The sequence below is a fragment of the Desulfonatronovibrio magnus genome (genome assembly GCF_000934755.1).
Taxonomy (GTDB): Bacteria; Desulfobacterota; Desulfovibrionia; order Desulfovibrionales; family Desulfonatronovibrionaceae; genus Desulfonatronovibrio; species Desulfonatronovibrio magnus.
The window spans coordinates 1-20,053 of the sequence record NZ_JYNP01000075.1; the positions used below are offsets into that span (position 1 = coordinate 1).

Genomic DNA, 20,053 nt, shown 5'->3' on the forward strand with positions numbered 1-20,053 from the left:
TAGTACCTCGCGGGGACTGTCCCAATTTCCAGAAAAGTGACAGACTCGTAAAGTTACTCACACGTTCGGTCCTGGTCCGCCCAGGTGAAGAGCTTCTAAGTAACTACAATCGTTTATGAAATAAAATCAGGGCATTATGGTTTTCCAAACAAATTGCTTCGGTCGCTTAGGCTCCCTCGTGGGTGACAGGTTGTTAGCAACCACATCCCTGACAGCTCAGGTGTCATTGCGAGCGAGTCTTTTTACCTCGTTGAATACACGCAGTGTAGGCGCAGCCATTCAACTGGGGCGAGCGCGGCAATCCTGTTGCGAGCGAAGCGAATCAATCTCGTGTTAAGGCTATTACCTCTTTTTTTGTGGCTTAAGCCACATTTCAAAGAAGCGGCTGGAGCCGCAAGAACAAGACGTCCCCAGGCTGGAGCCTGGGAACGAGTGGTGTAAGTTACTCACAGGTTCGGTCCCGGGCGCGCTCGGATGAAGCGCTTAAAAAAAGCTGTTACCAAAAATCAGAATAACCAGGATTCCTTCTTTATTCTGTTTATTGTGGGCAGGTCCGGTACAAAAGGGTTGGCTGGTGGTGAACCTGGCTTAAGTGGTTTAATTTTCAAGGGTATGCCGCCAATTCTTTGATTATAGGCTGTAATCATCAAATGCTCTAAGCTCAGCACATCCTGAATATTATAGGCAAGAAGTGTTTCCAGAGACTTTTCCTTGCGCTTTTTCTTGTAATCATACCATAAAAGTACGGCAAAATATCCATCCACATCTTCAAGACATCCTGTCCGGCCTATGCCCAGCTGCTGCTCACAGGACTTGAGACCGCCGGAATAGCCAAGCCCCTTCAGGATATACCTTAAGTCAAGATGAGCGTGCTCAATACTTATTCCCAGATATTTCTCAATGAACGGAACATCAAATGTCTTACCGTTATAGGTCACAATGACCTTGTATTCCATAATATCATGCCTGAATTCATCCAGGTTTTTACCGTTGATGTAGTGCTTGATTTCTTTGCCGTCATACAGGGCAATGGTGGTGATAATATCGCCATAACCGCCAATGCCGGTGGTTTCTATGTCAATATACGCTGTTGAGTCCTGGTACTCCCGAAACAGCCGCCACTGCTCTTTAGTTGGCAGATTGTCGCAGAAATATCTTGCCTCGCCGCTTTGCATTTTATTTATGGACATCTGAATATGCTTGCCAACTGTCTGCTGCCGGGCAGGCTTTAAAAATGCAGGAGGAGACTGGATGAATTCCTCCATGGTTTTGATGCCGGATGTCCAGAATTTTCTCTCAGTGGCCAGGCCAATGGTGGGAATATGTACAAAACTATGATTAAGCATTGGTTATCCTTGTATTTAATGCGGCCATTGCCTGCAACCTACATGAAATTCAGTGCAGAGGGTTGTCTGTTTCAAAAAAATAACTCAACCAACCCCAAGTCTCTCAGCCACATCCTCATACCCGGGATCAAGGACAAACAATTTTTCCAGATCCTGACGACACCTGGTTTTATTGCCCATTTCCTCATAAACTAAAGCACGCTCATACTGAAGAGCCATGAGAATCTCCTGGCTGCGATCCTTTTTCTTTCGCAAAGCAGCTGTAAGTGTATCTCTAACCGGCACAAGCATTTTCAGGCCCTTAAGGGCTCTGGCCTTGTAAAGCATAAGGGCTGCATGGGCTGAGGAATCATTTCTTACGTCTGCAGTCATTTGAACAATATCTTTGAGAACCATGGGGTCATCAGGTGAAACTTCCAGAAGCAGTTCTGTTAAAGAGACCTTAATTACCACATCTTCCGGCTCAAGATCTCTAAGTTCCTTTAGCACCTCCAGGGCTTGCAACAGATTGTTCTGCTCCTTATGGGCCTCTGCCATTCCAAGAAGAAGCCCCCTCAGCCTTGGCTTGATAAAGGCATCAATATCATGGGTCAAAGGCAAAGACAGAGTCAGGTCAAGTCCGTATCTGGAAAAGGTCTGCCCCAGTCCTGCCCGATTAATATAAGCCTGTTTAAAGAGCTTTAATGCCAGGTCATACTTCTCTTTTTTCAGAGCAATAAATCCGGCCATAAACAACGAATCAGCCATTTCACCGCATTGACTGAGCTTTTCTAAGGCCAGCATTTCATTTCCCTGGATATAAGCCTTCAAACCATCAACAAAATCTTGCTCATTCCTGGGAGTAAAGATCCTTTTGAAAAACCCAAGGTCAAGTTTATGCATTGCCTGGCTGTTGGAGTCTGGTTCAAAACCGCCCTGCCCTTTTCTTTTCTTAAGACTGCCCCATGAGGAATGTTCTGTATAGAACAGGCCGGTTCCCGTTGCTCCTATGGTTTTGCGCACCCCCCTTGACCCCACAGTTACCTTGGCCCCCCTGGGCCCAAACGATAAAGATGGTCCAGACTTGCTTAAATTCAAGGTAACACCGGGTGCTACCTTGAACCTTCTAAAAAATCTAAACGGCATAAACTCTCCATATTTTTGAACAGATAGATGGTTTTTTCACGCACATGCTCTCCATTATCTAATTACAGGAAAGACATCATCTGCCTGGAATTCTGATTAATAATAAATTGTGGCTTGGAGTGCCAGAATAATTTTTACCTGGTGAGGCATTCAGACGCTCGTGGCCTTATAAAAGGTTCAGTGCGATATCCATAAGGGATGTTCAAAATACCAAAATACCAATATGTCGTTACTGTTGAGTGATTTAACCGCTGGAAGCATGCCTGCCCTGATAACAACGCTGAAAGCGTTCCTGCTTTGCTGGGTTTAACTGGGGTTAATCCTGCCTGCCCTGTGAAATTTCTTCCATTTCACTAGGGTAAAAAAAGCCCTTTTCTTTATTTTGGTTGCGGGCACAGCCCGCGTTAGAAGAAACAACATGTTGTTTCGAAATTTGCCCAAGAGCCTGAAAGGCTTTGCTTGACAAACAAACCGTGAATTTTATAAGAGAATATGAACTACCCCTATGGTTTCGACCTGGGGCGCGGGGTCGCCACGGCGGCCCCTGCTTTTTTTAGGGAATATCAAGTGCGCACTTCATTATACATTGATGGATTCAATCTTTATTATCGTGCTCTTAAAAACTCACCTTTCAAATGGCTGGACCTGAAAAAACTCGCTGAAAACCTCTTGCAATCTCATCACACAATCACACAGATCAAATACTTTACAGCGGTTGTGTCCGGTATTTTCGATCCGCATCAGCCCATTCGGCAAAAGACCTACATCCGGGCGCTGAAGAGCCATATTTCCGGATTCTCGGTTTATTACGGGCATTTTCTAAGTCACGAAACATCCTTACCTCAAGTTCCGTTGACCAGTCCTCCACGATTCACCAGGATTCTCAAGACGGAGGAAAAGGGTTCGGACGTCAATTTGGCGGTACATCTCCTGAATGACGCCTGGCTGGACAAGTACGATTGTGCCGTGGTTATCTCAAATGACAGCGATTTGGCTGAACCACTACGCCTGGTCCGTGAACAAAACAATAAAATGATCGGCCTGATTTCGCCCCTTATCCATGGACACCCATCTAGAGAACTCCTGACACACGCTCATTTCATGAAAAGAATCCGCCGAGGCGTGCTGGCTATATCTCAGCTCCCATCGCCTGTTCCAGGGACAAACATCCGAAAGCCACAAAACTGGTGATGAAGATCTCAAAAAAGTAAAAATTCCGGGATAAACTACGCTGAGATATTACGAGGGCATGGCACGGGGACTGTCCCTGGCTTCGGGACTGTCCCCATCCATTTTCAAAAAACTCGTAATGCTCCCAATCCCAGCGCCCTGGGTATTCATGACATGTCCTGTAATATTTGGAAATGGGTGCAGGATATGTATGATTCAGATGCCTATCCCCGCTCCAGTCGTAAGGACAACCCTGTGGTTGACTCGGGCGGGTCCAGCCGCGTCCTCCGCGGGTGGGCCTGGAGCAACATTTTCGGATTTGCTTTGTCTGTATTCTGTAAACTGGCTACTTTCCTCTGCTCCACGTTACCATCACTTTGAAATTAAAGGGAAACCCATGATAAAAAACAAGAAAATTTCAACCACAAAGGCGCCCCGGTTGAATGCCCTTCGGGCTTGCTCTTCGAGCAATTCAACGCTGAAAGGGTTTCTGCGCAGCAGAGTTTAACTGGACTTCTTGAGCTCGCCCGGTTGAATAGACCTTCAATATACGGCAAAGCCCTATTCAACCGGGTATATCTTTTTACCCTGAATACACGAAGTGTATGCGCAGCCATTCAACAGGGGCAAACGGGGGCGGTTAAGGTTTCTTTATTTCCTGGGTTGCGGAAACAGTCCGCATTAGTTTTCATCATCCTCTAAATCAATTTCCTCTTGAATGCTTTCAAGAGTGGCAAGTGCCTTGTCTGCTACTTCCTGGTCTTCATCCCGGCTTAAGATTTCAAGAATTTCTTGATCAATAAGTTCGTTTTCAGCTAAGGACATTCTGACTTTTGGATTTTTTGTTTTGCAGAGTGTTTCTGCTAAAACATCTTCATCACATTGAGAAAATGAATCAAGATTGCCCACTATGGTCTCAAGAATATCAAAGTCATCTGTTTCAATCAGACGCAGGAGGGAATTTTCTGGGATGAAGCCATGTGCATTGTGGTTTAAAACCAGATTCCTCAGCACATCAATCTGAGTATCCTCAAGCAACATGGAAACAATTTCCTTATTGATAGAAGACCTTGAAGCTACATCCATTCTGACTTGCGGGATGGGAGACTTGGCAAACTCAGCAACTATCGGGTTGAATTTTCTTTTATCAGGAATACTGTAAAGGACATCTTCAACAGACTCATTACCGAGAGTTACGGTTTTTCCATTTACGGTCAATTTTAATTTAAACATTTCGGTCCTCCATACTTGAGAGTTATAGATTAGCACTAAAGCTACAAATTATCGCCTCGGCCACCGGGACAGACACTTTTCAATAATCTTCTTTTTTTCTGGGGAATGCCGAGCCCCAGCTCGGCGCCTGCACCGAGGAACAAGTTGAATTTATCTAATGCAGACTTTGCCAGCAACCCAAGTAGCAAGAAAAGAATGCGTAGCCTTAACTGGGACAGTCCCCGGTGACAGGAGTCAGAGATCAGAAGAAAAGTTTCCCTTGTTCCCTGGCTGGAGTCTGGGAACGTTTATTCCCTGAGGCTCCAACCGCTTTTTCAAAATGTGGCTGGAGCCACAAATAAAAGATATCCCCAGGCTGGAGCCTGGGAACAAGAGCAAACACCATAGCTCCAATGCCAAGCGACCATCCCCGCATTTATCTCAAACTTTCTTGTTTTTTGTTACAGCAATGAACGGGTAAGTCTAATCTTCTTCAAGCTCCAAATCCTCATCCTCATCCTCTTCCAGCTCAATGCTCTCCAGAGTATATGTTGCTCTGGCTGCAATTTTGCCAACTTCATCATTACTCAGGATTTCCAGAATTCTTTTGTCCACAAGCTGATCCTCTGCCAGTGAATATCTTACCCTGGGATTTTCTGATCTGCACAACTTCTCTGCCAGAATATCAGGATCGCACATGGAAAATGAATGCAGGTTGTCAGCCACGGTTTCAAGGATTTCATAATCTTCGGTTTTGATCAGGCGCAAAAGAGAGTTTTCAGGAATCATTTTCCTGGCCTTGCGGTTGGAAACCAGATTTCGCAGGACTTCTATCTGGTTATCCTCAATAAGGATTTTGACTATTGAACTGCTTATGGACCTTCTTCCAGCAACATTCATCCTGACCTGGGGAATTGGCGATCTGGCAAATTCAGCTATGATTCTGTTGTATTTTCTTTTTTCAGGTATGCTGTAAAGAATTTCATCTGCAGCCTCATAATCCAAGGTGGCGCTTTTGCCATTAATAGAAATTTTTAGTTCAAACATTGAATACCTCCCTTTTTTGTTAACTCTCAGACACATAGACATATCTGCTTTTCTTCAGTCATCACTTCGACTACAATAGCATGGTTCTGTGATGCTGAGCTCAGATCTTACGACGTGCTGTTGTCTTGAAGCCGAGTATAATTGGCAGGTATGACACTTCTGGTCATATTAGCGAAATTTTTTTAAAAAAATTTCAATACCTGGACACAGAAATCCCTTCACATGATTAAAATTATCGTAACAGTTTAGCCATTTGCATGTGGCACGGGGACTGGCTCTTCTGGGACCCACTTGTCTCAAAAGTGAGACGTTTAAATCATCGGTTGATCCTCAAGTGGGGCCCAGAGTGCCTGTCCCCTGCTTTCCTTAAAAAAGGGCTAAACTATTACAAATTATCAAAGGACTGCCCCAAACTTCTAACTCAAACACCATAACAGCTTGAAATTTTTACATTTTATTAATTAAAAATCAGAAATTCAAAAAAATTTCAGAAGTTTTTTTTAATATGACCAGAAATGTCATACCTGCCTGTTAAACTGCGCCTGAGTTCATGATTTTCCCATTTAAACAGGAAAGTATTTTTTTGGAATAATTTGTTTTTATATGCTCCTCACCCGGGAGACCTGGGCCCTAACATGTGAGTAACTGTCTTCAAACGTGGAGCCTGCATCCTGCAGGCTATTAAAGCCCAGGCGGCTGGAAGCCGCCTCCACATTGATGAACAGTCCCATATTTGGAAATTGGGACAGTCCCCGCGAGGTGCTACAAACAAGATTGATGCTGCATTGGTTCCTGGAAAAAATTTGCTTTAATGAAAAAATTTACACAGCGAGGGACAGTCCCCCTCCGGGCTGTAAGCCTCCGGGCAGGAAGCTGTGCCAGGCGCAAAGTTCTCATCTTTGACGGAACTTTTCTGGCAAATGTGCATGAATCATAAGCAAAAAATCGCAAAATTATGAAAACTCTAACTGTTTGATTTTGCTTCTAATTTGGTTTTAGTTACATAGAAGCTCCAGGAACTCTCATATTTTCTTTGAACCAAAAACCAGGAACTCTCATATTTTAATTTGTCTTTACCAACACATAAACCAGGGAGGTAATTATGCCTGTCAGAAGAAGAAGGTTGCCATCAGCTTCCTTTTATCCACAAGATCAGACCATGGACAAGAATGACTGTTTTGTTGCCGGACAGGGAGCAAAATATCTTGAGAATATTCTGACGCGATACCCGCATCTCGATGCTTCCACCATGGGCTTTGCGTGCTGGATTCTTGGCTCTTCCCTGATGACCTTGACGGATAGAGTTACGGCAATGCTATCAAAAAGCCAGGCGATCAGGCTACAGGAAGAGTTAGAAGATGCTCTGGATCATTTTGATTATGGCGAATATTTAGTCAAAGCAATCAACCATAACAGAAATAAGCATAACAGAATCGTTAAAGAGGTTTGTCATATGCTGCAGCATCGCCAGCATGAATTGTCAAGCAGCCGCGAATCAAAACTGGAGAAAAATACCAGGCAGTTTCAGAAGCTGTTCTCACTTACTGACGATGAAGTGGAACTGTGTTTGTTCATATTTCTAATAGAAAGCTGGGATCAGTTCAGGCAAATCTTTCACAGCCACCTTGAGGTAACTACTTATCCAGGCCATAAGTTCCTGTGTGCTGCTCTTGGCATCACCCAGGCCAGGCTGGCCAAAACTACTGGAGGCAATCTCAAAAAGCTGGAAATCATCTCCCAGGAACATTATGGTCTGGAAATGAACAGTGATTTTCTGAGCATGTTCATTGATCCTTCAAATCGTATCTCCCATGATAATCTGTACAGACAAGCAAAACCAAGTGAAATACCCTTAAGCTTTCACATGATCTCCCCGCACGAGGTCAACCATATAGAGTTGCTGCTGCAGGAAAAAAGGCAGGTTCCCACCCATATCCTTTTGTATGGACCTCCAGGAACAGGCAAGACCAGTTTTGCCAGGGCCATGGTCGAACATCTTGCAGTGCCGGCATACGACATCATGCAGGAAAAAAAGAACAGGTCCAGTAAGAGAAGAGCTGCCATGCAGGCCTGCCTGAATATGACGAACAACGGTCAAGGATCAGTGATCATTGTTGATGAGGCCGACAGGATGCTCAATACTATAAGCCCATTTTTCTTTGAAGAGGCTCATGACAAGGGATGGCTGAACAGTTTTCTGGAAGAACCAGGGGTCCGGGCCATCTGGATTGTAAATAATACTGACGGCATTGAAGACTCTGTGCTGCGCCGCTTTTCCTACAGCCTGTATTTTCCCCATTTTTCAAGACAGAAGCGCATACAGCTCTGGAAAACCATAGTGGGTCACAACAAGGCTGGCAGGTATTTCAAAAAAGACACCATTCACAAGCTGGCAGAAAACTACAAGGTAAGTCCTGGAATAATTGATCTGGCCATCAAGCAGGCAAGAGCAACAGACAAATCCGGGCTGTCATTTGCCAAAAGAGTCCGCATGTCCCTGGATGCCCATTTAAGGCTCAGCAACCAAGGGCTACTACCCAAAAAACAGGATAGTCTGGACCGCGATTTCACCCTTGAAGGGCTGAACATTCATGGCGATATCCAGGAAACCATAGACCAGCTTGAGTACTTCAACACACAAATCAGACAAGGCCAGGACTATAAAGTACTGCAGTACAATCTCCTGTTTTACGGTCCTCCCGGCACAGGAAAAAGTCAGCTGGCCAAGTATCTGGCCAAAGAGCTGGACCGGGACATAATGATCAGGCGAGGTAGTGATCTGTTGGGTATGTTTGTAGGAGAAACAGAAAAGCTTATTGCCAGGATGTTTGCCGAGGCAGAGGCCAGAGAAGCAGTCCTGGTAGTGGATGAGGCCGACTCATTCATCTTTGGCAGAGAGATGGCTCATAGATCATGGGAAGTGAGCATGGTCAATGAGTTTCTGACCTGCATGGAAAGCTATCAGGGCATACTCATCTGCACCACCAATAGATTCAAGGGGTTGGATAATGCATCCATACGCCGGTTTAATCAAAAGCTGTACTTTGATTGCCTGAACAATAACGGGGTCGAGATATTTTACAGAAAGTTTCTCTCACCCTTGTGCGATGACAAGATGCTGCCCGAGCACCTGACAAGGCTGGGCAGGCTGACCAACTTGACTCCGGGAGATTTCAAAAACATCCGGGATATCCATATTATGAGGAGCAATACAGTCAATCATAAATCACTCTTAGCCGCCCTTGAACAGGAATCCAGGCTCAAAGAACAGCAGGAAGGCAAAAAATGTGGGTTTTAACTATGGAACCAGGCATCAGATCATTCAAGGCTCTTGTTTTAACATTTGGCAAAAACTCTGTCAGTCTGGCCGGTGCAGTTGAAGACAGAGTGTTTCAGTTGATGAATTACTGGTCAAATTTAGACTCCGGCAGACAATGGGTCAGTCTGAAGGGCCAGGGGAGCCCAATGATAAATATCTGTTCAGCACACAATACTGTGCTCAGTAGCGACGTCTTTGAAGGCTATGACTATATATTCCTGATAGGTGACCTTGACTCTGCAGAAGTATTGGCAGTCAGGGAAGCCATTAGAAAGATATACCTTGAAAAGAATATTTTTATAACATTTCTGATGTCAACCCAGGGAAAAAGAATCAGCAATCTCTTTGAAAACGAGTGCAGTCCTCTTTGCCATGGAAATAAACTACTCACCAGGGAATTGGTGGTGGAGTTTGTCCATGACTACTGCGCATTGAATATTTTTCCAAATGTGATTTCAGTTGATTTCTTCGATTACGGACATAAGATGAAGGGCAAGACCATCTACCTGGATTATATAGATTTTAATCCTGAGTCACTCTCCATAAACATGAACTGGAGGGCCATGCCCAGTTCAAAACATTGTCTAAGCATCATTTTCATAGAACCTGAACATCATTTGCCTGATAAGTTTTCAATGCTCGTTGAAAATCTTATCGAGTGTATAAACTCGGACCTATATATTACGGATGTCGCTTACATCGGAAGGAACAGGATATTGTGTCTGTTCTACTGAGAGCTTTTCATTAACCAGACTCGAAGACATTCATCAGTCATCCTGTCAAATCCACCTTGGGATAGATTGTAATCTGGCCCAAGTTTGTTTATGGGATGTAATTTACCATGACCCACAAGCTGTCAAAATCCAAAATTCTTTCAGGAATCCAATGTCCAAAGCGGCTCTGGTTAGAAGTCCATCGCCCCGACCTGCTTGAATATGATCAAAGCACTCTGGCCAGGATGAACTCCGGGCATCAGGTGGGTGAGCTGGCCTGTATCTATCTTGCTCCTGGGGGACAATATATCGGCCTGGAAAATGGTTTTGGCCATGCCCTGGAAGAAACAGGAAAGCTCCTTGACTCTGATGCGCCAAAGCCTCTTTATGAGGCCACCTTTGCTCATGACGGAGTGCTTGTGCGCTCTGATATTGTCATCCCCACCAAATCAGGCCTTCTGGTCACTGAAGTCAAATCATCCACCAGTGTAAAGCAATATCACTTGTGGGACTGCGCTGTTCAGTACATGGTCATTAATGGCCTGGGCCGAAATGTGCGCGGTATCCAGGTGGCAACCATTGACTCATCATTTGTTTATCCCGGGGACGGCGATTATCAGGGGCTGATGCGTGTAGAAGATGTAACTGATGAAGTACTGAAGCTGCAGCCGGAGATTCATGAATGGACCAGGCAGTGCCTGGACACATTGCAGGGTGCAATTCCTGAAGTAGATCCCGGGGTGCATTGCACAACTCCTTTTGGTTGTCCGTTTTCAGAAATATGCGCTCCAGAGGATGGTCCGGAATTTCCCCTGGAATGCCTGCCCCGAATCAGAGATCATTTGCTTGAGCAGCTTAGACAGGAAGGTTTCCAGGACATCCGTGACATTCCTGAAGACAGGCTGCAAAGTTCCAACCATGAACGGGTCAGAAGGGTGACTGTATCAGGCAGGCCTGAGCTTTTGCCTGGTGCTGAATCAACCCTTGGTTCTCTTCCATATCCCAGGTATTTCCTTGATTTTGAAACAGCCCAGCTTGCTGTTCCAGTCTGGGCTGGAACCAGACCATACCAGCAGCTTCCCTTTCAATGGTCCTGTCATGTTGAAGACGCACCAGGAAGGATTCGCCATTTGGAATTCCTGGACCTGACAGGAGATTCGCCCCTGCTCGAGTTTGCCAGGTCCCTGATTGCCGCCTGTGGACAAAGCGGTCCCATATTTGTTTACGGGAATTTTGAAGCGCGCATTCTCAGGGAACTGATGGCCATGTTCCCTGATCTGACGGCCTGGCTTGACGGCCTTGTTCAACGGATTGTGGACGTGCTGCCCATTGTGCGTCAGCACTACTACCACCCTCATATGTATGGAAGCTGGTCCATAAAAGCAGTGCTGCCCTGTCTGGCCCCTGACCTTGATTACAGCAGGCTTGACGGAGTCCAGGACGGCGGTCAGGCCCAGGAGGCTTATGCGGAAGCGGTTGACCCCAAAACAACATCCCACCGCAAAAAGGAGCTGCAACGAAATTTGTCAGCATATTGTAAAATGGATACCCTCGCTCTGGTCAAAATCATTGAGGCTTTAAGCGGCAACAAGTAACAAAAAAATCAGCAAATTAAAGACACATGCAAGAGCAACAATGCCCAGTATCCAACGTCCAGTGTCTTCAGCCTTCAACCTAAAATTATGTATTCACCCCAATTATTTGATTCTTTTTTAATAAGGATAATCCCATATGCTTAAACTCACCTTTGATCCATCATTTGACCAGGGTTACTGGCCTGGACCATTAGCTGACAAAAGGGCAACCACCGGCGAGATGTGGGTTGGCCCACTGGGTCTTCTAAATGCCCTGGAGACCATGACCGGCCTGAGCGGGCCAGGTATTCCACCTATTTTGCTGGCAGCTTCACTGGTTCCTGAAATCCACTCCAGACAAGGATTCTGGAGTGGATCAGCTGAGGTTGATCCCCTGGGCACAGCCACCAGGCTTTTGCAGTGGCGGGACTATCTTTGCCTGCATGGCTGGCAGGGACAGAAATGCAGCGATCGTCTTGGCCAGCTGGCCCTTGTCACCAAAGATGTTCTTCCAGGTATTCCAGACAGGCTCCTGGCTTTGAAAAGATATATCGGCTCTGCCGACAACACTGTATCCAGCCTGACTCTGCTGCAACCACTGGATGAATTGCCCCTTTGCCTGCAGGAGGTCATACTTGCCCTGAAAAACTCCGGGACTGCTGTAACCCACAAAGAGATTGCCGCATCCAAGGCCGAAGGAGACCTGGCTGCTTCACGTAAGAAAGGGTTTGTGCCCCAATCTGACGGCTCCTTACAGATGCTGCGCCCCCAGACTCCGGCCCAGGCCGCCCATGAGACTGCTGCCTGGCTCTCCGGGCTCGACAATCTGGACAGCACGGTCATCATCGGCCCGGACAGTATTCTGGATGAAGCCCTGCACCGATTTGGTCTGCCCTGTACCGGAGCGGGCATCCCGGTTTATGACAACGCCCTGCTGCAGATTCTTCCCCTTGTTCTGGAAATGGCCTGGAATCCTCCTGATCCTCAAAGGGCATTGGAGCTTTTGATCCTGCCGGAAAGCCCTGTTCCAAGGAGTATTGCCATGCGTCTGGCAGGAGCTTTGCACAATTATCCGGCTGTAGGTTCTGAAGCGTGGCAGGAAAAGATGCATGAGGGGCTGGAGAGTATTGAGGACGGAGACCGGCGCAGCAGGATTCAGGCCAGAGTAGAGGCTGTTTTCAAGTCCAGTATTTCTCAGGGCCATTATCCTGCTTCTGAAATCATATCCCGCATTGATCTGATCCGGGAGTGGGCCAGAGGCCGGATGGAATACGGCGCTGATGATCTGAACTGGCAGCCTCTCATTGCCCAGCTGGAAAATGCCCGGCGTCTGGTAGACCTCTCGGGTTTGCAGTCTTTCACAGCCCCGCAAATAAAGCGCATGATTTATGATCTGACCCAGGAGAGTTCTCAGCTCCCGCTTTTTCCTTCCCAGGCAGGGCTTGCGCATGTGGGCAGTCCTGAATGCCTGACAGGCACTGCAAGGAATGTGATCTGGTGGTCCTTTAACCACAACTCTGTGCCGTCAGTCCTCCTGGATCCCTTTTCCCAGGCTGAGAAACAAGCTCTGAAAAGTGCCGGGGTAGTCCTGCCTGATCCGGGCAAGCTGGCAGAGCATAGTGCCCGGCGCTGGCAGCGCCCGCTGATGCTGGCTGAAAAAACTCTTCTTCTGGTTTGCCCTGAAAGCAGTTCTTCAGGTGAGGAACAATTCCCCCATCCCATGTGGGACGAACTTGTGGGCAGGATGAAAGATGATAAGCAGGCATCAGGACTGCAAAGCCGGGAAGTCAATGCCCGTGTCAAACCTGTAAAGACTACAAGACAGTCCATGGATTTGCCCATGCCGACCTCAGAGTGGAGCATTGACAAGCCTGATTTAATTTCCAAACGCGTCAGAGAATCCGCAAACAGTCTTTCTAACCTGCTGTCGTGTCCTTTGCAGTGGGTCATAAACTATCAGGGACGGATATCCAGCGGCCTGAGTGCTGCACTTTCCGAACCTGAAGAACTGGAAGGCTGGTTTGTACACGAAATCGTATCCATCTTTCTGAAAAAGTTCCGGCATGACCCTGGTATCTCCACTGACGAAGTGGAGCGCATATTTGACGAACAGGGCCCCCGCCTTGGGGCCAGGTTCTTTCTGCCGGGTTTTGATCATATCCGGGCCAGGGTTCGAAATACCACTAAGGCTGCTGTGGCGCAGATACTTGAATTAATCAGCCAGGGCGATTTTAAGATCAGGAATGTGGAGGACAGTTTAAGCAAGTTGGTTCCCGACTTGGATTTAACCCTTGAAGGCACGCCTGATTTGGTGCTGGATTCTCCTTTGGCAGTGGTGGATTTTAAGCGAGGGGGTATGAATTTTCGGCAAAAGGAGCTTGAAAACGGAGCCTCAGTCCAACTCGCTGTATACAGCAGGCTTTTGTGCCGGAAGAATTATAAAAATATGCCGCCTGCCGCATATTTCATGCTGTTGCAAGGACAGCTCATTACTACCTATCCAGGTCTTTTTCCTGACTCAATGCCAGTAAACGGCCCTGTCCTGGAAGAAACCTGGGAGGCAGCAGTTAAGGGCTATAATGATACCTGGGAAGAACTTGAACAAGGTAAAGTCAGGGCTCCGGGAAATGATGAAGAATCGCCCAAGGAAAGCGGTATATTTGAAGGCCGGTTGCAACTTGCTCCGTGCGCATTCTGTGGTCTTGGCAATTTATGCGGCAAAGCTTTTGGGGAAAGTTGAAGGGTTATCTCTTAAGAGCAAAAAATGTGCTTGCTAAGTATTTCAAATTGTCCAGTCCTCTATTTTGAGTTCTTCAACACGTTGAAATTCTCGAGTGTTGTTCGTAAGCAAGATCAAGTTGCGTGATACTGCTTGACCAGCAATAAGTATATCATATGGGCCAATAGGAGTTCCATTCCGAGCTAATTTAGCCCTTAATTTTCCGGCCCAGCGAGCGTCATTAGAAATAAAATGAACAATTTCAAATTGCAGATTATCCACTCGTTGCAGATTTTCTGACTGCCGCTGACTTTTATAAGCACCATAAAACAACTCATGGACCACAACTGAAGATATCCCAAAATCCATGACATGGTGAGAACGCAGCCGATCCAGAAATAACTTGTTACCTTTGAATAAGGCGATAATGGTATTTGTATCCAAGAGATATTTCATTTAAAAAAATCCAGCTCGGCTCTGTCCTGGGCAGCAGGTTTTTCAGATAAGGCTTGTTCAAAATCCTCATCTAAAGGTCCAATCACCCCGTCAAGCCAGTCCCAGTTATCTGGCAAAGGCTCAATGATAAGGGTGTTATCCTGACGTCGGATTTTAACCTGGTCAGCATCAAACTGGTACTCTTGGGGCAATACTATAGCCTGTAAATGTTCGGTCCAGATGACCTTTGTTGTTTGCATAAGCGATTACCTCTTTTTCATGAAGTATAATTTATTTTAATTTTAGATTCAAGCAAGCTTTTTAGTCCAGATCCACTTGGGGAGGAATAGATGTCTGGTATTCATATTATAACTGCCAGCGCAGGCAGCGGCAAGACCTATCGATTAACTGAGCTTCTGGGGAAAAAAATATCTTCGAAGGAGGTCAGGCCTGAAGCAGTAATGGCCACCACCTTTACCCGCAAGGCAGCCGCAGAATTACAGGAACGGGTCAGACAAAAGCTGATCTCTCAGGGGTTGATCAGAGAGGCCCACAGGCTTTCAGCTGCCCGGCTGGGGACAATAAACGCCATCTGCGGGCGGTTGGTCAGTGACTTTACCTTTGAAAAGGGGCTTTTTCCGGATGCCGGCGTTCTGGACGAAAATGCTGCTGCACGCGAACTCAGACGCTCCATGTCCAAGGTGGTCACTGCCCGGCAGTCTGAGAGGCTGGCGGAACTTGAGTCCCTGTTTGGAGGATTCAGCTGGACAGGGGCGGTGGAGAGTCTGATAACTCTGGTTAGATACAACGGGCTGGACAGGGCTGGTCTGGAGCAGTCCAGAAGCCAGAGCCAAAAAGGTCTGCTTTCGCTGCTGGGAAAGAAGCTGCCCAAAACCAGAAATCTGGACCAGGAACTGCTTCAGGCCTTGGATGACTTTATTCAGTCCGTGGATACTGACCATGACACCACGAAAACGACTAAGAAAGTCCTGCAAATGGCCCGTTCAGTCCGGATTAAGCTTAGCCAGGGCCGCAGGCTTTCCTGGGACACCTGGAGGCAGCTGAGTAATCTTGCCACTGGTAAAAAATCCATTCACCTTACCCAGGACCTGGTCTCAATTGCTGCAGAGCACCACCATCATCCCGACCTGCACCAGGACATGGCCCAAGCCGTGGACCTGGTCTTTGAAATCGCCATGAATACTCTGGACAGCTACCAGGAACATAAAAGACTTCTTGGGGTTCTGGATTTTGCCGACCAGGAAACCATGGCCCTTGAACTTCTCGGACAGCCTGACGTTGGAGAGCACTTGAAAGATGGGCTGGACTTACTTCTGGTGGACGAGTTTCAGGATACCAGCCCAATTCAGCTGGCCATTTTACTCAGGCTGGCAGAGCTCAGCAAGGAAACCGTCTGGGTTGGGGATCAGAAACAGTCCATTTACGGCTTTCGAGGCACAGACCCGGCACTTATGGATGTCTGCCTTGATGAGCTTTTAAAGCCTGGTTCAGCCAATACCCTGGAAACCCTTGAAAAATCCTGGCGCAGCCGCCCCTGCTTAGTCAGCATGACCTCGGACGTCTTCTGCCCTGCCTTTAAACGCCACGGGATACCTGAAGAACGAGTCCGTCTTACTCCAGCCCTTAAGGATCAATCTGATCTTGGCCCTGCAGTGGAATGGTGGACTCTGTCAGCCGGCAATCAGCAGGAGGATGCCATGGCCCTGGCGCGGGGGATACGAGATATGTTAAACGACAGTCAGGCCAGGGTCAGAGACCGGCAAAACAATTTATCCAGGCAGGTTCGGCCCGGGGATATCGGTGTTCTGTGCCGGACCAATAAAATATGCAGTAAGGTGGCCCAAGCCCTGCAAAGCATTAATATCCGTACAGCTCTTCCAGGCAGCGGCCTGCTGGACACTCCGGAAGTCAAGGCTGTTATGGCCGGGCTCAGGCTATGGGTGGATTACAAGGATTCCCTGGCTGCTGCAGAACTGGCCAGGATGTTTCACTACTCAAATACTCCTGACGTCTGGCTGCAGACCCTGCTGGAAGATCCGGCCGAAAAAGCCTTTGCCGGTATTTCCGAAGTTGTCGCCATTACAGAACTATCCAGACAATACCCCACGGCTGGAGTACAGCAAAGCCTGACTCTGGTCTGTCAGGCCTTGAATATAAGACAGTGGTGTCTGGCATGGGGTGAGTCTCAGGAGCGTCTGACAAACTTAGATTCCCTGCAGGCCCGGGCTCAAGGGTACATTGATGCCTGCTCCCAGGAGGGCATTGGATGCACCCCGGCTGGATTCATCGCCCATTTGCAGGAGCTTTATTATGCCGAAGAAGACACCCGCAACCCGGCAGGGGGAGAAAATGCGGTCACCGTGGCCACATGGCATTCGGCCAAGGGACTGGAGTGGCCCGTGACCATACTCTCGCAGCTTGGCAAGACCTTTGATCCAAATCCTCTCGGAGTGCAGGTCATGCACGACTGGAAAAACTTTACCACCCAGGATCCCCTGGCAGACCGCAGGCTGCGGTACTGGTTCTCCCCTTATCATTTCAAAACCAAAAATTCCGAGTTCCATGAACAATTGAACAATCATGAATCTATGGCTGAGACCCAGCGCCAGCATTATCGCCAGGAGCTGCGGCTTTTGTATGTGGGCTGGACAAGGGCCAGAGACCGTTTGATTCTGGCCGGCAGAGAGTCTGAATTTCAAAAAGGCATCCTGGCCATGCTCGCAGATGAAAAAGACAACTGCCTTTTGTCCGCACCAGAACAAGAAAAGGCCACCTGGGCAGGCAGAACCTTTGATATTAAGACCAGGGTTCTGGAACCTGCAGAACCGGAAGAACGAACCATTACACCTGGTGAGGACTATCCGGAAATTCAGCCAGTGGACTATCCTCCAGCCAGAATTTCCCCTTCAGAAATGTCCGGCCAGGGCAAAGTGGGCAAGCTGGAAAAGATTGGGGAGCGTCTACCCCTCAGCGGCAAGCCGGACTTGAACCTGCTGGGTGAGGCCCTGCACACCTTTTACGCTGCAGACCGGGCTGCTTTTGACCATAAGCACCGGCTGAACCTGGCCAGGGAAATCCTGAACAGGTGGCAGTGCAGTGCCTGGCTGCAGCCTGACAAAATCATCCAGTCCGCAGATTCCCTGTACGCCTGGATTGAGAAAAATTATCCCCAGGCAAACTGGAAAAGAGAGTGGCCGGTAATGCACCGCCTGGAAGACAAATCCCAGGTCTTCGGGTTTATTGACCTCCTGATAGAAACCCGGGATAAACTGATAATCATCGACCACAAGGCCTATCCCGGAGGACAGAAGGAACTTCTTCAGAAGTCTTTAGACTTTACCGGCCAGCTTGAAGCGTATAAGAATTGTTTGAAAGAGGTTGGTCCTTTGCCGGTTGTCAGCTACCTGCACTATCCTGTGGGTGGATTTGTTGTGGGGGTTGATTTGTGACTACATCCCAGAAAAAGTGTAATTGGATTTCCCTGCAAAAAGTCAGGAAATGAGGCGAATCGGCAAAAAGTATCTTCATAAATCTTTGTTTTTTCTGACTCCTGCCCTCTGTCTCCTGACTCCTGCGACTGCGAAAAATGGTTTTTGCAGTCGAATCTTAATTGGGCACAACTGCAGAGATGAAGATCCAGATCATGGAATAACAGACTTATATTGACAGCAGCAAATGGGTCAGTAATATCCGTAAAATGAATGGGCGGTAAAAAATTGCTGAGCCGGTAATAGGCGGATTGCAACTATTACCCTATCCGAATCCATTTGAATGATAACAAAGGAAAACACCATGCCTATCTCCGAAAAAAGTATGCAGTTTTTAGAAGAACATATTCCTGAATTGGCTCAATCTGCTGTAACACAAGCCTACTGGCAGACTTTGGCTTCGGGCCATAGTGTACTGCAGAGTGAAAACGGCATCGTTTATGAGGTGTTCCCTGACGGTACACGCACAATAGTCAAAAAGATCGCCCCGCCCACCCCCGTAAGAGTGGGGGAAAAACGGGTGATACGCTTACATGGAACCCAGGTTGGAAAAGATCGGGGAGAATCTGCCCCTCAGCGACAAACCGGAACTGAACCTGCTGGGTGAGGCTATGAACACATTTTATGCTGCGGACCGCCCTCCTTTTGACGGGATCATTATGCGTGTCTGACAACTGAAAAAAATTGATGTGTTTGTCACAGCTTTTTTGGGGTTAAAAGCGGTTTATCATGCCTTGGCACGGCTTACAGCCCGGAGGGGGACTGTCCGGCACTCAACCCAGGTGCTTATGGACAAGCGCATGGAAATTTGTACAGTAGCGTTGAGTGCCGGACTGTCCCCTATCTGATTGTCAGAAACGCGTAATGCTCCCAAACAGGCTATCACAGAAGACAGCCTGTTGTGCAGTATAATAGCATATTGAATAGTTACAAATTTTCAGCAATAATTGACCCTTTCCAGTTTGACATCACCCAGGTCCAGTGAGGCGCATTATGAAAAAACTGCCCATAGGCATTGCTACACTAAGCAAAATTATTAACGAAGACTACGCCTACGTGGACAAATCAAGATTTGTTCATGAACTGGTGGAAAGTGGTTCTTACTACTTCCTTTCCCGTCCCAGGCGTTTTGGCAAATCCCTGTTCGTGGACACCCTCAAGGAAGCCTTTGAAGGTAATCAAAGGCTCTTTAAGGGCTTGTGGCTCGAGGACCATTGGGACTGGGAGACACAATATCCGGTTATCCGATTTTCTTTTGGAGAAGGGGTTTCCAGCAACCGAAATCGGTTGGAGGAAAAAATCTGGGAACAACTTACACTGCATGAAAAGCGACTCGGCGTCCATTGCGCATTTCAAACCATTTCCGGGCGTTTTGGGCAGCTCATAGAAAACACAGCCCGCAAATACGGTCATGTAGTGGTTCTGGTGGATGAGTACGACAAGCCCATCTTAGACTGTATTGCCGACCCTGTTACAGCTGCGGATATTCGGGAAGGATTGAAGGATTTTTACTCTGTGATAAAAGACAGTGACGCACATCTAAAGTTCGTTCTGCTCACTGGAGTCTCAAAATTCTCCAAGGTCAGCCTGTTTTCCGGACTGAACAATCTGACTGACATCACCCTTGATCCCCGTTTTGCCGCAATCTGCGGCTGGACCGAGACTGAACTTACCGAAAACTTTGCTGACCGCCTGCAAGGTAAAGACATCAATCAAATCCGAAACTGGTACAACGGATATTCATGGCTGGGGGAAAAGGTTTACAATCCATTCAGCCTGCTCAATTTTCTTAGAACAGGCTTATTTCGAAACTACTGGTTTGAAACTGGAACGCCAACCTTTCTCATGGAGCTGCTCAAAAAAAGACGATATAACATTCCTGCC

15 protein-coding genes are annotated in these 20,053 nt (G+C 47.3%); 9 read left to right on the plus strand and 6 right to left on the minus strand.

What is annotated here, in order from left to right; genetic code table 11:
* Positions 1-506: 506 nt before the first annotated feature.
* Together LZ23_RS08925 and LZ23_RS08930 are read right to left on the minus strand one after the other, a co-directional pair.
* Complete coding sequence (locus tag LZ23_RS08925; RefSeq protein WP_045213455.1) at positions 507-1,346, minus strand: ribonuclease H-like domain-containing protein; 840 nt, start codon at positions 1,344-1,346, stop codon at positions 507-509.
* Between the two features lie 84 nt (positions 1,347-1,430).
* A complete protein-coding gene (locus tag LZ23_RS08930; RefSeq protein ID WP_045213457.1) occupies positions 1,431-2,471 on the minus strand; it encodes a DUF4236 domain-containing protein in 1,041 nt (346 codons plus the stop codon).
* Positions 2,472-2,963: 492 nt separating this feature from the next.
* Here LZ23_RS08930 and LZ23_RS08935 point away from each other — a divergent pair, with 492 nt between their 5' ends.
* Both LZ23_RS08935 and LZ23_RS25500 read left to right on the plus strand, forming a co-directional pair.
* A complete protein-coding gene (locus LZ23_RS08935; RefSeq protein ID WP_198145945.1) occupies positions 2,964-3,662 on the plus strand; it encodes an NYN domain-containing protein in 699 nt (232 codons plus the stop codon).
* A gap of 138 nt (positions 3,663-3,800) precedes the next feature.
* Complete coding sequence (locus tag LZ23_RS25500) at positions 3,801-4,022, plus strand: SUMF1/EgtB/PvdO family nonheme iron enzyme (RefSeq protein WP_353740101.1); 222 nt, start codon at positions 3,801-3,803, stop codon at positions 4,020-4,022.
* 300 nt (positions 4,023-4,322) lie between these two features.
* Here the strand turns inward: LZ23_RS25500 and LZ23_RS08940 are convergent, their stop codons facing one another.
* Together LZ23_RS08940 and LZ23_RS08945 are read right to left on the minus strand one after the other, a co-directional pair.
* A complete protein-coding gene (locus tag LZ23_RS08940; RefSeq protein ID WP_045213458.1) occupies positions 4,323-4,874 on the minus strand; it encodes a hypothetical protein in 552 nt (183 codons plus the stop codon).
* A 462-nt stretch (positions 4,875-5,336) separates the two neighbouring features.
* Positions 5,337-5,900 carry a hypothetical protein gene (locus LZ23_RS08945; protein WP_045213460.1) on the minus strand — a complete coding sequence of 188 codons (564 nt, stop codon included), beginning with the start codon at positions 5,898-5,900 and terminating at the stop codon, positions 5,337-5,339.
* Between the two features lie 1,102 nt (positions 5,901-7,002).
* Between LZ23_RS08945 and LZ23_RS08950 the strand changes: the two genes are divergently transcribed.
* The 4 genes from LZ23_RS08950 to LZ23_RS08965 all read left to right on the plus strand — a co-directional run bounded on the left by LZ23_RS08950 (position 7,003) and on the right by LZ23_RS08965 (position 14,246).
* Positions 7,003-9,198 (plus strand): AAA family ATPase, encoded by a 2,196-nt coding sequence (locus tag LZ23_RS08950; RefSeq protein ID WP_045213461.1) that lies wholly within the window; start codon positions 7,003-7,005, stop codon positions 9,196-9,198.
* Complete coding sequence (locus LZ23_RS08955; protein ID WP_045213463.1) at positions 9,186-9,953, plus strand: hypothetical protein; 768 nt, start codon at positions 9,186-9,188, stop codon at positions 9,951-9,953. The genes LZ23_RS08950 and LZ23_RS08955 overlap by 13 nt, the downstream gene beginning before the upstream one ends.
* A gap of 107 nt (positions 9,954-10,060) precedes the next feature.
* Positions 10,061-11,527, plus strand: coding sequence for a DUF2779 domain-containing protein (locus LZ23_RS08960; RefSeq protein WP_045213465.1), 1,467 nt, complete (start codon positions 10,061-10,063; stop codon positions 11,525-11,527).
* A 136-nt stretch (positions 11,528-11,663) separates the two neighbouring features.
* Positions 11,664-14,246, plus strand: a complete 2,583-nt coding sequence (locus LZ23_RS08965) for a PD-(D/E)XK nuclease family protein (RefSeq protein WP_045213467.1) — start codon at positions 11,664-11,666, stop codon at positions 14,244-14,246.
* A gap of 42 nt (positions 14,247-14,288) precedes the next feature.
* Here the strand turns inward: LZ23_RS08965 and LZ23_RS08970 are convergent, their stop codons facing one another.
* Both LZ23_RS08970 and LZ23_RS08975 read right to left on the minus strand, forming a co-directional pair.
* Positions 14,289-14,669, minus strand: coding sequence for a type II toxin-antitoxin system VapC family toxin (locus LZ23_RS08970; RefSeq protein WP_232300447.1), 381 nt, complete (start codon positions 14,667-14,669; stop codon positions 14,289-14,291).
* 8 nt (positions 14,670-14,677) lie between these two features.
* Complete coding sequence (locus tag LZ23_RS08975; protein ID WP_045213471.1) at positions 14,678-14,920, minus strand: antitoxin; 243 nt, start codon at positions 14,918-14,920, stop codon at positions 14,678-14,680.
* A 90-nt stretch (positions 14,921-15,010) separates the two neighbouring features.
* Between LZ23_RS08975 and LZ23_RS08980 the strand changes: the two genes are divergently transcribed.
* The 3 genes from LZ23_RS08980 to LZ23_RS08995 all read left to right on the plus strand — a co-directional run.
* Positions 15,011-18,130, plus strand: coding sequence for a UvrD-helicase domain-containing protein (locus LZ23_RS08980; RefSeq protein ID WP_045213472.1), 3,120 nt, complete (start codon positions 15,011-15,013; stop codon positions 18,128-18,130).
* A gap of 343 nt (positions 18,131-18,473) precedes the next feature.
* Positions 18,474-18,776, plus strand: coding sequence for a hypothetical protein (locus tag LZ23_RS08990; protein ID WP_198145946.1), 303 nt, complete (start codon positions 18,474-18,476; stop codon positions 18,774-18,776).
* 386 nt (positions 18,777-19,162) lie between these two features.
* Positions 19,163-20,053: ATP-binding protein (locus LZ23_RS08995; protein WP_045213476.1), on the plus strand; the 891-nt coding region annotated here is incomplete at its 3' end.

What these genes read in the sequence shown, in the direction of transcription:
- LZ23_RS08925 (WP_045213455.1), bottom strand. Translation starts at nt 1,346, where the DNA reads ATGCTTAATCATAGTTTTGTACATATTCCCACCATTGGCCTGGCCACT.
- LZ23_RS08930 (WP_045213457.1), bottom strand. Translation starts at nt 2,471, where the DNA reads ATGCCGTTTAGATTTTTTAGAAGGTTCAAGGTAGCACCCGGTGTTACC.
- LZ23_RS08935 (WP_198145945.1), top strand. Translation starts at nt 2,964, where the DNA reads ATGAACTACCCCTATGGTTTCGACCTGGGGCGCGGGGTCGCCACGGCG.
- LZ23_RS08940 (WP_045213458.1), bottom strand. Translation starts at nt 4,874, where the DNA reads ATGTTTAAATTAAAATTGACCGTAAATGGAAAAACCGTAACTCTCGGT.
- LZ23_RS08945 (WP_045213460.1), bottom strand. Translation starts at nt 5,900, where the DNA reads ATGTTTGAACTAAAAATTTCTATTAATGGCAAAAGCGCCACCTTGGAT.
- LZ23_RS08950 (WP_045213461.1), top strand. Translation starts at nt 7,003, where the DNA reads ATGCCTGTCAGAAGAAGAAGGTTGCCATCAGCTTCCTTTTATCCACAA.
- LZ23_RS08955 (WP_045213463.1), top strand. Translation starts at nt 9,186, where the DNA reads ATGTGGGTTTTAACTATGGAACCAGGCATCAGATCATTCAAGGCTCTT.
- LZ23_RS08960 (WP_045213465.1), top strand. Translation starts at nt 10,061, where the DNA reads ATGACCCACAAGCTGTCAAAATCCAAAATTCTTTCAGGAATCCAATGT.
- LZ23_RS08965 (WP_045213467.1), top strand. Translation starts at nt 11,664, where the DNA reads ATGCTTAAACTCACCTTTGATCCATCATTTGACCAGGGTTACTGGCCT.
- LZ23_RS08975 (WP_045213471.1), bottom strand. Translation starts at nt 14,920, where the DNA reads ATGCAAACAACAAAGGTCATCTGGACCGAACATTTACAGGCTATAGTA.
- LZ23_RS08980 (WP_045213472.1), top strand. Translation starts at nt 15,011, where the DNA reads ATGTCTGGTATTCATATTATAACTGCCAGCGCAGGCAGCGGCAAGACC.
- LZ23_RS08990 (WP_198145946.1), top strand. Translation starts at nt 18,474, where the DNA reads ATGCCTATCTCCGAAAAAAGTATGCAGTTTTTAGAAGAACATATTCCT.